At 74.5% G+C, this 14,020-nt stretch carries 15 protein-coding genes; 10 read left to right on the top strand and 5 right to left on the bottom strand.

What is annotated here, in order from left to right; all coding sequences use genetic code 11:
• Positions 1-22 precede the first annotated feature (22 nt).
• Positions 23-454 (top strand): NUDIX domain-containing protein, encoded by a 432-nt coding sequence (locus FOF52_RS10085; protein ID WP_248593562.1) that lies wholly within the window; start codon positions 23-25, stop codon positions 452-454.
• A gap of 76 nt (positions 455-530) precedes the next feature.
• Here FOF52_RS10085 and FOF52_RS10080 read toward each other — a convergent pair whose 3' ends face one another.
• Together FOF52_RS10080 and FOF52_RS10075 are read right to left on the bottom strand one after the other, a co-directional pair.
• The gene (locus FOF52_RS10080) at positions 531-734 is read right to left on the bottom strand and encodes a hypothetical protein (protein ID WP_248593561.1); all 204 of its coding nucleotides are present in this window, start codon (positions 732-734) and stop codon (positions 531-533) included.
• A 649-nt stretch (positions 735-1,383) separates the two neighbouring features.
• Positions 1,384-2,376, bottom strand: a complete 993-nt coding sequence (locus tag FOF52_RS10075) for an MBL fold metallo-hydrolase (protein ID WP_248593560.1) — start codon at positions 2,374-2,376, stop codon at positions 1,384-1,386.
• Between the two features lie 219 nt (positions 2,377-2,595).
• Here FOF52_RS10075 and FOF52_RS10070 point away from each other — a divergent pair, with 219 nt between their 5' ends.
• Positions 2,596-3,057, top strand: coding sequence for a single-stranded DNA-binding protein (locus FOF52_RS10070; RefSeq protein WP_248593559.1), 462 nt, complete (start codon positions 2,596-2,598; stop codon positions 3,055-3,057).
• On the opposite strand, the gene FOF52_RS10065 is transcribed toward FOF52_RS10070, so the two are convergent.
• From FOF52_RS10065 to FOF52_RS10055, 3 genes are read right to left on the bottom strand one after another with little or no spacing between them, the layout of a single operon-like run.
• The gene (locus FOF52_RS10065) at positions 3,003-4,007 is read right to left on the bottom strand and encodes an HAD-IIA family hydrolase (protein ID WP_248593558.1); all 1,005 of its coding nucleotides are present in this window, start codon (positions 4,005-4,007) and stop codon (positions 3,003-3,005) included. The two genes, FOF52_RS10070 and FOF52_RS10065, sit on opposite strands and share 55 nt — an antisense overlap.
• 12 nt (positions 4,008-4,019) lie before the next feature.
• Complete coding sequence (locus FOF52_RS10060; protein ID WP_248593557.1) at positions 4,020-5,345, bottom strand: DUF1015 family protein; 1,326 nt, start codon at positions 5,343-5,345, stop codon at positions 4,020-4,022.
• A gap of 49 nt (positions 5,346-5,394) precedes the next feature.
• Entirely contained in the window at positions 5,395-5,745 is a 351-nt protein-coding gene (locus FOF52_RS10055; protein ID WP_248593556.1) for an SCP2 sterol-binding domain-containing protein, read from the bottom strand.
• 186 nt (positions 5,746-5,931) lie between these two features.
• Between FOF52_RS10055 and FOF52_RS10050 the strand changes: the two genes are divergently transcribed.
• The 8 genes from FOF52_RS10050 (at position 5,932) to FOF52_RS10015 (ending at position 14,015) form a co-directional block, all read left to right on the top strand.
• A complete protein-coding gene (locus tag FOF52_RS10050) occupies positions 5,932-6,714 on the top strand; it encodes a coiled-coil domain-containing protein (protein ID WP_248593555.1) in 783 nt (260 codons plus the stop codon).
• Positions 6,711-6,884: a hypothetical protein gene (locus FOF52_RS10045; RefSeq protein WP_248593554.1), complete on the top strand. Its 174-nt coding sequence runs from the start codon at positions 6,711-6,713 to the stop codon at positions 6,882-6,884. The genes FOF52_RS10050 and FOF52_RS10045 overlap by 4 nt, the downstream gene beginning before the upstream one ends.
• A 90-nt stretch (positions 6,885-6,974) precedes the next feature.
• Entirely contained in the window at positions 6,975-7,775 is an 801-nt protein-coding gene (locus FOF52_RS10040; RefSeq protein WP_248593553.1) for a TlyA family RNA methyltransferase, read from the top strand.
• A gap of 115 nt (positions 7,776-7,890) precedes the next feature.
• Complete coding sequence (locus FOF52_RS10035) at positions 7,891-8,865, top strand: NAD kinase (protein ID WP_248593552.1); 975 nt, start codon at positions 7,891-7,893, stop codon at positions 8,863-8,865.
• 66 nt (positions 8,866-8,931) lie between these two features.
• On the top strand, positions 8,932-10,629 hold the full coding sequence (recN, locus tag FOF52_RS10030) for a DNA repair protein RecN (protein ID WP_248593551.1): 1,698 nt from the start codon (positions 8,932-8,934) through the stop codon (positions 10,627-10,629).
• A 216-nt stretch (positions 10,630-10,845) separates the two neighbouring features.
• Complete coding sequence (gene steA, locus FOF52_RS10025; RefSeq protein ID WP_248593550.1) at positions 10,846-12,051, top strand: putative cytokinetic ring protein SteA; 1,206 nt, start codon at positions 10,846-10,848, stop codon at positions 12,049-12,051.
• Positions 12,048-13,070, top strand: a complete 1,023-nt coding sequence (locus FOF52_RS10020; protein ID WP_248593549.1) for a copper transporter — start codon at positions 12,048-12,050, stop codon at positions 13,068-13,070. Before steA ends, FOF52_RS10020 begins: the two co-directional genes overlap by 4 nt.
• A gap of 102 nt (positions 13,071-13,172) precedes the next feature.
• Positions 13,173-14,015, top strand: a complete 843-nt coding sequence (locus FOF52_RS10015) for a hypothetical protein (protein WP_248593548.1) — start codon at positions 13,173-13,175, stop codon at positions 14,013-14,015.
• Positions 14,016-14,020 lie beyond the last annotated feature (5 nt).

Below are 14,020 nucleotides of genomic sequence, written 5' to 3'. Positions count from 1 at the left end.
CCACGAGACCGTCACCGCCCACATGTCCCCGAACCCGCCCCCGTTGCACGGCGCCACCGTCCGCCTGGGACGTCTGCCCGCCGTCCACGACTCCGTCGTCGTCCTGCTGTTCTGCGGCCGGCGGCCCGTCCTGGTCCGCCACCGCGACCGCGCCTGGGAGTTCCCCGGCGGACACGCCGAGCCGGGCGAGGACGTCGAGGCCACCGCACGCCGCGAGGCACGGGAAGAAGCCGGAGCGGAACTGGCGGACCTGCGGGCCGTCGGTTACTACGTACTGCCCACCGGACACACGACCGTGGTCACCTGCGCCCGGTTGGCGGGCCTGTCGCCGCTGACCGGAGAGCACGAGACCGTGGAGGTGCGGGCCTTCGACGTGCTGCCTCCCGACCTGTCCTTCACCGACGGCCTCTACGCGTACCTGCTCACCGAGCTCGGCCTGCCAGGGGTTCCCTGAACCCGCCCCCGCCGGTCCGGGACGTCGGCGCCGTGGTGCACCGGGACCCCGCGAGTCCGACACTCCGGCCACGTGTTCACCGCGAGCACGGGGTGTCCTCCTCGGCGCTCCCAGTCAACGCCCCCCGGAAGGCCCGCTCCCGGGGCCGGTACAGGACGGCGCTCTCGGCATGCGCGGCCGCACCGCGGCTGCGGTACCCCGACGACGTTCCCCTCATGACCGAGTACACCGCCTCCCCCGCGGCCAGCGGGACGACGCACACGGCACGGCCGTCCAGCAACCACCGTGGTGCTGAGGTCGGGGCCAGCAGCGGGTTGTGCCGCACGACGGCCAGCCGGTCCGCGCAGGAGAGGCCCCGGTGGGGCGTCGGAGGGCCCGTCGCGGGACGCGGACCTCTCCACCGCGTACAGCGACGCGGGTCGGCACGGAACGTTCGGTGGGGGAGCAGGCAGGCCCCGGCGGAGGCGGCGGAGCCAGGCCCAGTTCCTGGAAGCGGGTGCCGCAACGGCGGACACAGCCGCGGCGCCGGGCGAGGCGTACGGAATCCGGGACGTCTCGGGCCGTGGCGCGCAGCACGGTGCTGTCCGCCACGGCGGCATGCCGTCCGACCAGGCGCAGCAGCGCGCCGCCCACCCCGGTCCGGTGGTGCGGAGCGACGGTCACGCCCACCACGCCGCGGCCGGGCCAGCAGGCTCTCCAGGTCCGGCCGTGGCGCGGCCCACGACGACGCCGTCGAGTTCCGCGGCTACGAACGCGGCCCGTCCGGTGCCCGACAGGTGCGCCACCCGTTCCCGCAGAGACCAGACGGGGGACGACCTGTCGGCCGAGGACGAGACGGCCGGCGTGTCCGCGGGCTGGAAGAGGCGCAGTACGGGACCCACCACACGACTCCACGGCCGTCCGGCGTCCGCGGCGGGTCCTGCGCGTCCTCAGTCCGCGGTCTCGCGTCCGGCGGCGGCACGCTCCGCCTCAAGCCGGTCCAGCCAGTGCAGGATGCCGGAGACGTTGCCCTCCGCTCCGCCGAGCAGGTCCAGGATCTCCCTGGTCTCCTGCGGGACCTCCGCGGGCAGGGGGCGGTACCGCTCCAGCACGCGCTCGCGCACCAGGGCCACCGCGTGGTCCAGGTCGCCGTCGGTGCTGTGGGACTGCTGGACGGTCTCCACCCACAGCCGCAGCTCCTCGACCGAGCGGGCCAGGGTCGGTTCGACCTCGTCGACCGCTCCGAAGTGCGAGAACATCAGCCGCTGCGGTTTGATGTCGCCGAACAGCCGGAGCGAGGCCAGCGCGGCCTCCAGGTCGAAGTCCGGCGGCGGGGTGGCCGGACGCAGGTCACCGGTGTAGGGGGTGTACATGCCCGCCGCGTCGCCCACGTACAGGTCACCGGTCACGGAGTCCACCAGGCCGATGTGGTGTTTGGCGTGGCCGGGGGAGTAGTGGGCGGTCAGGGTGCGGCCCGCGCCCAGGTCGATCACGTCGCCGGTGTCCACCGCCCTGATCCGCGTCGCCTCGGTCGGCGCCATCTCGCCGAAGAGCACCTCCAGGCGGTCGCCCCACACCATGCGGGCGCTGGCCATCAGACGGGACGGATCGGCGAGGTGGCGGGCACCGCGTTCGTGGACGACGATCTCGGCGCGGGGAAACATCCGGGCGATCTCCCCGGCACCGCCCGCGTGGTCCAGGTGGATGTGGGTGACCACCACGGTGGCCAGGTCCTGCGGCGCCACCCCCAGGGAGTGCAGCGCGTCGCGGAGCACCGGCGCGGAACCGGCGGTGCCGACCTCCACGACGCACGGACGTTCCGAACGGATCAGGTAACTGGACGTGATGCCCCGGTAGCCCGCCATTCTGGTGTCGATCGCGAAGACCTCGTCGCCGAGCGGGACGATGTCCTCGCCGGTGTCTCCTGTCGCCTGCTCCGCCATGCTCCGCTTCCCTTCTCCGGCTCTTGCCAACCGAGTCCGAATCTAGTTCACGTCCCCTCCCGGCGGCCGGGGTGTCGGCTCCTGCGGCGGTGCCCGCGTTGTCCACAGGACGGGAATCCGGCTTCCGTCACGCGGGGCCACGGAGCGACTCTGGAGAGGAGACAGGGCGCTGCGGCCTGTGACACGGCGCCACCGGTTTTCCCGTTCGAAAGGACCACCATGCACAACCCGTCGCCGGCCCCGGACTCCTCCCGCACCGGCGAACCCGTCGGCCGGCAGGCCTGGGAGGACGTCGAGCACCGCAACGAGATCCTGCTCGCAGGACGGGTCATCGCCGAACCGGCCGTGCGGGAACTGCACAGCGGAGACCAGCTGGTGACCTGGCGCATCTCGGTGACCCGGCCCTCGGCGGAACGGCGTTCCCGGCAGACGGCCGACCCCATCACCTGCGTCAGCTTCCACCGGGACATGGCGGAACTCACCCGGGACTGGCGGATCGGCGACACGGTCCAGGTCACCGGCGCGCTGCGGCGGCGGTTCTGGCGTTCCGCGAACGGCACGGCCAGCGTGTTCGAGGTGGAGGCCAAGACCGTGCGGCGGGTCAGCCCGGCCTCGGGGACCCCGGGTCACCAGCCCAGGACGCCGGTGGCCTCCCGCAGCGAGGCGGTGGAGAGCGGGTGATCACTGTGCCAGGCGGCCATGCACAGGGCCCGCAGCCCGTCCAGGGGCTCTCCCGCACCCCGCAGCCGCAGCCGGCCCCCGTGCGCGGTGGCGGTCCATCCTCCGCAGTGCGCCTCCCGGCCCTCCAGCAGGACCTCGGGATGGGTCTCGTTGAGTCCGCCGATGTCGTGGGCGAGGTAGGAGGGGCGGTGCTCGGGCGGGGCCAGCAGCAGGTCCACCGGAGTGGTCACCCCGGTCAGCACCAGCAGGCTGCGGACGCCGCGCCGGGTCGCGCTCTCGATGTCGGTGTCCAGGCGGTCGCCGATCACCACCGGGTTGACGGCACCGGTACGGCGCACGCCCTCCTCGTGCAGGGGCGGCTCCGGTTTGCCCGCCACGAGCGGCTCCTGCCGGGTGGCGTGGGCGATCACCCGGGAGAAGGACCCGTTGCCGGGCTGGATGCCGCGCCCCATGGGGGCGGTGGCGTCGTTGTTGCTCACCACGAACAGGGCGCCCGCGGCCACCGCGAGCGCCCCCTCGACCACCAGGTCGAAGCCGAGGCGGGGCGAGTACCCCTGGACCACGGCCACCGGGCGGTCGTGCACGGTGGTCACCGGGCGCAGCCCGTGGGCGCGCACCGCCTGGCGCAGTCCGGTGTCGCCGACCACCAGCACCGGCGCCCCCGCGGGGACCCGTTCGGCGACCAGTCGGGCGGCGGCCTGCGCGGAGGTGACCACCTCCTCGGCCGCCGCGGTGACCCCCAGGGCGGTGAGGTGTTCGGCGATGGCGGTGGGGGTGCGCGAGGCGTTGTTGGTCACGAAAGCCACCCGCATGCCCTGGGCACGGGCCTTGGCCACGGCGTCGGGGGCGGCGGGGACCGCGCGCGGACCGAGGTAGACGACCCCGTCCAGGTCGATCAGGGCGGCGTCGTGGACCGAGTGCAGGGGGCGGGATGCGGCCAGCAGAGTCATCGTCTTCCGTCACTAGTGGTCGGTGGAGTCGGTTTCGAGGAGGCGCAGTACCAGGCCGGTGCGCGGCTTGGGACCGAAGGAGGTCGATTTGCGGGGGGTGAGTTCGCCGCGGGCGGCCACGGCGTAGACGTCGTCGATACGCGGCGGGGGCAGGACGACCGCGCACCCTCGGTGCGCGTGGGCCAGGGACACGGCCTCGGCCGCGCTGTCGTGGACCAGGCGGGCGTCCTCGTCGCGCAGCCCGCACGACGGGAGGAGGAGGCAGCACAGGAACGCGGTGGGCAGGCGACGCCACCGGGCGGAACGGTGCGGCAGGGCGGCGGCCAGCGCGGCGTGGTCCACCCCGTGCACGAGGAAACCGCGTCGGCCGTCGACGAGCAGCAGTGCGGGGCCCTGCCTCCCCGCCCGGGCCAGACGGGAGGCGCTCTCCTCGACGGGAAGGCCGGTGAGGTCGTCCACCCGGGCCCACCCGGCGGCCGCGAGCGCCATCCGGTGCGCCGAAACCCCGTCGAACACGCGGTGGATGGCGCCCAGGTGCGGGGGGAAGGCGTCGGAGTCGACGAGCAGGGCGAGCCCGTGCGCCCAGGCGGGATGGCCCGGGTGGCTGTCCCGCAGCCGCTGGTAGGCGGCGTAGCGGTGGTGCCCGTCCGCGATCAGCGCACTGCGCGTGGACAGGTCCGCGGCGATGGCGGCGTGGCGGTCGGGGTCGGTGATCGCCCACAGCCGGTGCCGGGTCCCGTCACGGGTCACGGTGTCGGTCAGGGGAGCCTCCTCGGTGGCGCGGTCGGTCAGCCTGCTCGCCGAACCCCGGGACGGCCCGGTGCCGCCCCGGTAGATCAGGAGGATCGGCTCCAGGTTCGCACGGGTCCGCTCCATCAGGCGGGCCCGGTCCGCGACGGAGGCCTCCCCCACGTCCTCGTGGCCGCGTACCGCCCGCCCCCGGGGCGGCGGGAGCCGCAGTGCGCCGATGAGGCCGCGTTGGCGGCTGCCGCCGGAGGCGGTCTGCTCGTACACGTACAGCGCGGGTTCGGGGTCGTGGACGAGGACCCCGTCGGCGATCCAGCGGCGCAGGGTGTGCGCGGCCCGCGCATACCGGCCGGGGCCGCACAGCCCGCTGCGCGGGGCGGCGGTCGGCGGCAGGGTCAGCCGGACGGCGTTGCGCGGTTCAGCCCGGACCAGGTCGGTGACGGCATCGGCGCTCACCACGTCGTAGGGGGGAGCCAGGGCGAGCGCCAGGTTCAGGTCGGAAACCTCGAAGAGGGGGCGGGAGTCGGGGGACGCGTAGCGCAGCCCGCGGAACGGGCGGAGGCAGAGGACGTCTGCTGCGGAGTCCGACATTCCAGAACGATACCCGGGAAGGGGCGCCCTGATCGGGCGGACGCGGCGGTCACAGCAGCTTGCGCAGCCGCGCCATGTCGCCGAGGCTCGCCTTGACCCTGACACGGCCGGTCAGCAGGGCCTTGGCGTAGTCCAGCCGGTCGTTGGCCAACGCCACGAGGTCGTCGCTGGCGATGGTGATGCGTACCTGGGCCCGGCCGTCCGCGGTGGACAGGGGCGCGTCGGTGACGTCGACCAGGCCCTGGGGGGTCAGCCGCATCGCGAAGACGGTCTCCAGGTCGCTGACGGTCAGGCTGATCGTCCGCTCCACGATGTGCGCGCGCCGCTGGGCCTCGTCGAGCTGGGTGATCCGCTCGGACACCAGCCCGATGGCGGAGCGGCATTCTTCAAGGTTGGCCATAGCTCTCATAATGCCTCAGCGAGTGACACGGGGGAGTCACATCGCATCTGTGACAAGTCGGACAGAAAGGCAGGGGTGGGCGACCCAGCTCCGCGAGGGCGTGGATAGGGGTAGTTTTTTCACCGGGTATTCCCGAAGCGGGCACCGCCGCCGGCACATCCGAATTCTTTCGAGGAGCACGTTCTTATGGTCGTCGACGTGGTACGCGCCTATCTGGAAGCCGCCAGCGGCCTCACCGAACTCACCCGGAAGCGTGCGGTCGCGGCGGCCAAGGTCCTGATCCGGGACGGCGACGAGCGTGCCGCCGCCGCGGCGCGCTCCGCCGACACGGGCGGGAGCGGAACGGGAAGCGGGGAGCCGCCGCTGCTCGGAACCCGGGTGGGGCCCAGCATCCAGGCGTTGGCCACCGAGCTGATCGAGACCAGCCAGAACAACCGCGCCGCACTCGGCCGACTGGTCGAGGAGGAGGTCGCGCGCGTGCTGGACCGCCTCGACCTGGTCCCCCGGGACGACTACGACCGCTTGGCCCGCCGGGTCGCGGAACTGGAGCGGCGGCTGGCCGCCGTGACCGCGGTCCAGCGGCGCCGGGCCGCGGCCGAGACCGGGGCGGAGGACGCGGCACGCAGTGCGGCCGCCGCCCCGGAGCCGGCCGTCCCGGACGCCGCGGAGGCGGACCGCGCGGCGGAGACGGCGCAGCCGGACGGGGCACCCGCCTCCGCCGGAGCCGCCGGAGGGGAGACGTCCGACAAGACGCCCGCGCAGCAGCCCGCCGCCCAGGAGACCGGAACGCAGGAGGCCCCGGCCGAGGAGCCGCAGCCCCGGGAGGCCGCCGAGAACGACGAGGAGACCGCGGCCAGGACGGCCGCCCGCGGCGGCAAGGCCAAGAGCGGCCGGACCCGCTCCACCAAGACCCAGGCCAAGCGAGCCGCGACGCGCCGCGGCTCCGCCCGGAACGGGAGCAAGTCGTGACCGAGGAAGAGGCGCTCGCCGAGCGCACCACCGAAGGGGTGCGGTCCCGCCTGGAGTCCCTCGACGGACTCCCCACCCACGAGCACGTCGCCGTGTTCGAGACGGTGCACCGGGAACTGTCCGCGGTGCTCTCCGTCCTCGACGCCCCCGGCCCGGCGACCGCCCGCTGACCCGGCCCGCGTGCCGCCGGCCGTGCGCCGCGGACGTACGGTGGGGAAGGCGCGACAACCGCGACGGCGAAGGAGAACGGACACCAGACCATGGCCAGACGCAGCCGACTGGACGCCGAACTGGTCCGGCGCGGCCACGCGCGCTCACGGGCGCACGCGGCCGAACTCATCGACGCGGGACGGGTCCGCGTCGCGGGGAACCCCGCCACCAAGGCCGCCACCCAGGTCGGCGCCGACCAGGCGATCGTGGTGGTGCAGACCGACGACGAGCCGGTCTACGTGTCCCGGGGCGCCCACAAACTGGTCGGCGCGCTCGACGCCTTCGACGTCGGCGTCACGGGACGGCGCTGTCTGGACGCGGGCGCCTCCACGGGAGGGTTCACCGACGTGCTGCTGCGCCGCGGCGCAGCGCACGTCATCGCGGTCGACGTGGGCTACGGCCAACTGGCCTGGTCGCTGCGGTCCGACCCCCGGGTGACGGTGATGGAGCGGCAGAACGTCCGCGAACTCACTCCCGAGCAGGTCGGTGAGCCCCGCCCCGACCTGGTGGTGGGCGACCTCTCCTTCATCTCGCTGCGGCTGGTGCTCGCACCGCTCCTCGCCTGCGCCGCCCCCGACGCCGACCTCGTGCTGATGGTCAAACCGCAGTTCGAGGTGGGACGGGACCGGGTCGGCTCCGGCGGAGTGGTCCGCGACCCCGGACTGCGCGCCTCCGCGGTGCGCGACGTCGCCGCCCACGCCCGGACCCTGGGACTGGGCGTGCGTGACGTGACCGCCAGTCCGCTGCCGGGGCCGTCCGGCAACGTCGAGTACTTCCTGTGGCTGCGCTCCGGCGCACCGCCGCTCGACGAGGCCCTGCTGAGCAGGGCGATCGAGGAGGGACCGCAGTAGCCGTGGGCCGCGCGTCCGTCCGGTGCCGCGGGTCGGATAACGTAACTCGGCCACCTGGCGATCGACCGGCGCCGCCACCGACGGCGGCCGGACACGGCGACGAGGAGGGCCCTCTGTGAAGACCAGCGAAGGCGCGGACCGGTTGGGCGGCGTGGGCTGGGAGACCGGCCGCACCGTGCTTCTCCTGGCCCACACCGGACGGCCTGCCGCCGTGCGCAGCGCCCGACTGGTCCACGACCGCCTCACCCGGGCCGGGGTGACGGTGCGGATGTTCGCCTCCGAGTTCGACGCGATCACGCGGACCGGTGCCCCGATGAGCCCGGTGGAGATCGTGGAACCGGGGGCGGAGGCCGCCGCCGGGGCCGAACTCATCATGGTGCTGGGCGGTGACGGCACGCTGCTGCGCGCCGCCGAACTCGCCCGGCCCACCGGGGTCCCGCTGCTCGGCGTCAACCTGGGGCACGTGGGCTTCCTCGCCGAAGCCGAACGCGACGACCTGTCGGACACGGTCCGCTGCGTGGTCGAACGCGACTACTCGGTGGAGGAGCGCATGACCATCGACGTCACGGTCTACTGCCAGGGACGCGACGGCACGGGGCCGCCGGTGCGCACGTGGGCGCTGAACGAGGCCACCGCCGAGAAGGTCGAGGCGGGCCGCATGCTGGAGGTGGTGCTGGAGATCGACGGGCGTCCGCTGTCCCGGTGGGGGTGCGACGGGGTGGTGTGCGCCACGCCGACCGGTTCGACCGCGCACGCGTTCTCCGCCGGGGGCCCCATCGTGTGGCCCTCCGTGGCGGCGCTGCTCGTGGTGCCGCTGAGCGCGCACGCGCTGTTCGCCCGCCCCCTGGTGGTCTCCCCGGACGCGGTGATCGCGCTGGAGGTGCTGCCGGACACGACCGACGGGGTGCTGTGGTGCGACGGACGCCGTAAGGTCGAACTGCCCGCCGGAGCGCGGGTGGAGATCTCGCGGTCGGACACGCCGGTGCGACTGGCGCGGTTGCAGCACGCGCCGTTCACCGATCGACTGGTCGCGAAGTTCGCCCTCCCGGTGGCAGGCTGGCGAGGACGGGCCGAACGCGACGGCGGATAGGTGGTCCGGGCGCGGGCGGTTGGACCGCACAGTGCCTCAGCAGTGGTGGTTACGGGAGAGAGTCCGGTGCTCGAAGAAGTCCGAATCCAAGGCCTCGGCGTGATCGACGACGCCGTTCTGGAGCTGTCCCCAGGGTTCACCGTGGTCACCGGCGAGACCGGTGCGGGCAAGACGATGGTGGTCACCGGGCTGGGGCTGCTCTTCGGCGGACGCGCCGACCCGCAGCGGGTGCGGCCCGGCGCGTCCCGGGCGGTGGTGGAGGGGCGGCTGACCGTCGACGCCGACAGCAGGGTCGCCCAGCGGGTCGAGGAGGCCGGCGGGGAACTCGACGACGGGGTGCTGATCATCTCGCGCAGCGTGTCCGCGGAAGGGCGGTCGCGGGCCACCCTCGGCGGCCGGTCCGCCCCGGTCAGTCTGCTGGCCTACCTCGCCGACGACCTGGTGGCGGTGCACGGCCAGTCCGACCAGCAGCGGCTGCTCCGCCCCGAACGGCAGCGCGCCGCGCTCGACCGCTACGCGGGCGACGAACTGCAGGCGACCCTGGGCGCCTACACCGCCGCCTACCGCAGGCACCGGGAGGTCGAGGCGGAACTGGCGGAGCTGACCACCCGGGCCCGGGAACGCGCCCAGGAGGCAGACCTGCTGCGTTTCGGCGTGGAGGAGATCGCCGCGGCCGAACTCCGCCCGGGCGAGGACGCCGAACTGCTGGCGGAGGAGACCCGTCTGGCGCACGCCGACGCGCTGCGGCTGGCCGCCACCACCGCGCACGAGGCCCTGGTCGGCGACCCCGCCTCCGACGTCGAGGTGGACGTCACCGCGCTGCTGGCCGGGGCACGCCAGGCGCTGGCGGGGGTCCGCCAGCACGACGAGGCCCTCGCGGCGCTCGCGGACCGCCTGGACGAGGTCAGCTACGTGATCAGCGACGCCGCCACCGAGTTGGCCTCCTACGCCGAGTCGGTGGACGCCGATCCGGCCCGGCTGGCCGCGGTGCAGGAGCGTCGCGCGGTGCTGGCGCAGCTGACCCGCAAGTACGGGGACACCGTCGAGGACGTTCTGGCCTGGGCGGAGGACGCCGCCAAGCGGCTGGGGGAGCTGGAGGGCGACGACGAGCGCATCGAGGAGCTCACCGCCGAGGAGGCGCGGCTGCGGGAACGGATGACCGAACTCGCCGAGCGGCTCACCGGTATTCGCACGGCGGCCGCCGAGCGGTTCGGCGCGGCCGTCACCGAGGAGCTCACCGCGCTGGCCATGCCGCACGCCCGGGTCACGGTCCGCATCCGCACCGGCGAGGAGTTCGGCCCGCACGGACGCGACGAGGTGGAACTGCTGCTCGCGCCGCATCCGAGCGCGCCGCCGCTGCCGCTGCACAAGGGCGCCTCCGGCGGTGAGCTGTCGCGGGTCATGCTGGCCATCGAGGTGGTCTTCGCGGGCGCCGACCCGGTGCCGACCTTCGTGTTCGACGAGGTCGACGCCGGGGTCGGCGGCAAGGCGGCGGTGGAGATCGGGCGGCGGCTGGCCCGGCTGGCCCACAACGCCCAGGTCATCGTGGTCACCCACCTGCCGCAGGTGGCGGCCTTCGCCGACGCGCACCTGGTGGTGGAGAAGTCCAACGACGGCATGGTCACCGAGAGCGGGGTGACCCGCCTGGACCGGGCGGGGCGGGTCCGGGAGCTCTCCCGCATGCTGGCCGGGATGGAGGACTCCGAACTCGGCCGGGCCCACGCCGAGGAGCTGCTCACCCTCGCGGCCGCCGACCGGGGCTGAACCGCCGCGGCCGCGCGGAGCCGGCCGGCGGGCGGCTGCCCCCGGGACCGCGGCCCCGCTGCCGGACCGGGGCGGACTCCTCCCCTGCGGCCGGGACCGGAGTCCCCGCCGAAGCGGGGCCCGCCCGGGGGCAAGGGGGTGTCCGGCGGCGCGCCGACACGCCGATACGTCACTTCCTGTCACCGGGGTTTCGCTTTCCGTGGCAGTATGCGGGCGATGAAGGTTCCGACCGCGCTGAGCGCGCGACTTCCCAGGCTCCGTCGCGCCAGGCCCAACGGGGTGGCCGGCGTGAGCGCCCCGGTCCGGGCCGACCGCCGCACCAAGAACCTCACCAAACGGCTCAGACCCGGCGACATCGCGGTCATCGACCACGTCGACCTCGACCGCGTCAGCGCCGAGGCCCTCGTGGAGTGCGGGGTCTCGGCCGTGGTGAACGCCGCCAGGAGCATCAGCGGCCGCTATCCCAACCTGGGCCCGCAACTCATCGTCGAGGCGGGAATCCCCCTGGTCGACGAGGTGGGGCCGGAAGTCTTCGCCCGGATCGACGAGGGCGAGCGGCTGCGCCTGGAGGGCGGCGCCCTCATGCGCGGCGACACGGTGGTGGCCAAGGGCGTCGAACAGGACGCCGAGTCGGTCCGGGCGGCCATGGTCGAGGCGCGCGCCGGACTCGCCGTCCAACTGGAGGCGTTCGCCGCCAACACCATGGAGTACCTCAAACGCGAGCGGACGCTGCTGCTGGAGGGGGTCGGCGTCCCCGACATCGCCACGCCGATCGAGGGCCGCCACGTCCTGATCGTGGTGCGCGGCTACCACTACCGGGAGGACCTGGCGGCGCTGCGCCCCTACATCCGCGAGTACCACCCGGTCATCATCGGGGTGGACGGCGGCGCCGACGCGCTCCTGGAGGCCGGGTACCGGCCCGACATCATCGTCGGCGACTTCGACTCGGTGTCCGACCGCGCCCTGGCCTGCGGGGCGGAACTGGTGGTGCACGCCTACCGGGACGGGCGGGCGCCGGGCCTGCGGCGCCTCACCGAACTGGGGTACGAGGCCGTGGTCTTCCCGGCCACCGGAACCAGCGAGGACGTGGCGATGATGCTCGCCGACGACGCCGGCGCCGCGCTCATCGTCGCCGTCGGCACCCACGCCACCCTCGAAGAGTTCCTGGACAAGGGGCGCGCGGGAATGGCCAGCACCTTCCTCACCCGCCTGCGGGTCGGCGGCAAACTCGTCGACGCCAAGGGCGTCAGCCGCCTCTACCGCAGCCGCATCTCGCCGTGGACGCTGCTGCTGCTCGTGGCGGCCAGTCTGCTCACCATCGTCGTCGCGGCCTACTGCTCCCCGGCCGGACAGGTCTACCTGACCTTCCTCGCCGCGCGGTGGGACGCGTTCTACTACTGGCTCACGGGGCTCTTCGCGTGATCGACTTCCGCTACCACCTGGTCTCCACCGTCGCGATCTTCCTGGCGCTCACCGTCGGCATCGTGCTGGGCACCACCATGCTGCAGGACCCGCTGCTGCACACGCTCAAGGCGGAGACGGCGCAACTGCGCGAGCAGAGCGAGCGGCTGCGCACCGACAAGGACCTGGCCGACCAGTTCAACGCGGGCACCGCCCAGCTCATCACCGCCTACGAGACGGCGATGCTGGAGCGCCGACTCGCCGACACGCGGATCGTGGTGGTGGAGCCGTCCGGGGTGGACGCCGCCGTCCGCGACGCGATCATGGAACGGCTGCGGCACGCCGGGGGAACGGTCGTCGGCCGCATCACCCTCACCGACCGGTACCTCGACCCCGGGGAGGCCGACCACGTCGACGAGGTCGCCGACCGGTGGAGCGAGGACCTGAAGGTGCCCCGCGGCACCCCCTACGAGCGGGCCGGCGCCGAGATCGCGCAGGCGGTCCTCACCGCCGACGGGGACGAGTCCCCCGACGGCTTCGACCCCGCGGAGCTCCTCGCCGGATACGTCGAGTCCGGCCTGCTCGCCGTCCACGGCGAGCCCGCGTCGGGCGCCGACGCGGCCCTGCTGCTGGCCCCGGCCGAACCGTTCGCGCTCGTCGCCGACCAGGAGGGGAACGACACGGCCACCCCGCCCGCCAACGCGACCGTGCTGGCCCTGGCGCGCGCCCTGAAGCGGGCCGGTGCCGCCACCGTCCTGGCCGGCGCACCGGACGCGGACGGCCCCACCGGGATCATCCGGCAGGCGCGCGCCGAGAAGGCCCGGTTCACCACCGTCGACACCGCGGGCACCACCGCGGGAGACATCGTCACCGTGCTGGCGCTGGCCCTGGCCGCCGAGGGGCGCGACGGCCACTACGGGGTCGGTGCGGGCGTCGACGGCTTCCTGCCCGCGGTCCTGCCGGACCCCCGACCCGATCCGACACCCACGCCCTCGACCGGCGTCTCCGCCGAAGACGTCGCCGCCGACGACGAGTCCTAGCGAGTCCGAACCATGTCCTTCCGTTTTCCGTCCGTCCTGTTCCGTCCCGGTCCGCACCGCCGGTCCGCACCGCCGTCCCCGCGACGGCCCGTGTGGGGGACCGTGCTCGCCGCGGGAGTGGGCGCGGCCGTCGCCCGCGGCCTGTACACGGCGCTGACCGACCGGTGGGGCGCCGGCCAGGCCCGGTGGAACCGCCTCAACTACCGCGGCGAGCGGGTCACCCTGCTGGAGGGGCCCGCCCTGGCGGTCGGCGCCTGCGCGGGCGCCGCCCTCGCCCCCGGAACACGGCCCGCGCTGCGCGGGGCGGCCGTGCTCGCCGGATGCGGCGCCGCGGCCTTCGGCGCCTATGACGACCTGTACGGCTCGGGAGCCTCCCGGGGGTTCCGGGGACACCTGGGCGCACTGGCGCGCGGCCGCGTGACCACCGGGGCGGTCAAGGTCGCGGGCATCGGCGCGAGCGGGCTGGCGGCCGCCGCGACCCTGACCCGCGACCCGGTGGACGTGCTGGTCAACGGTGCGCTCATCGCGGGCGGCGCCAACCTGCTCAACCTGTTCGACCTGCGACCGGGACGCGCGGCCAAGGTGGCCCTGCTGGCGGGGGCGTCGGCGCTGGCGCACCCCGGTGCCGCGCCGGTCGCCGCGGCGGCGCTGGGGGCGACCGGCGCGCTGCTCCCCGAGGACCTGCGGGAGCGCGCGATGCTCGGAGACGCGGGCGCCAACGCCCTGGGGGCGCTGCTGGGCCTGGCCGCCGCGGCCGCGTGCCCGCGGCGGGTGCGCCTCGGCCTGCTCGCCGGAGTGGCCGGGCTGACCGCGGCCAGCGAGTACGTGAGCTTCACCAGGGTCATCGCGGTCACCCCGCCGCTGCGGCGCCTCGACGAGTGGGGGTGCCGGCCGGCCCCGCCCCGCCGCGCGGCCGAGCCCGCTCCGCTTCCGCAGTCCGGTTGACCGGG

The sequence above is a fragment of the Thermobifida alba genome (assembly GCF_023208015.1).
Lineage (GTDB): Bacteria > Actinomycetota > Actinomycetes > Streptosporangiales > Streptosporangiaceae > Thermobifida > Thermobifida alba.
This window is presented reverse-complemented; position numbering and strand designations above follow the sequence as displayed.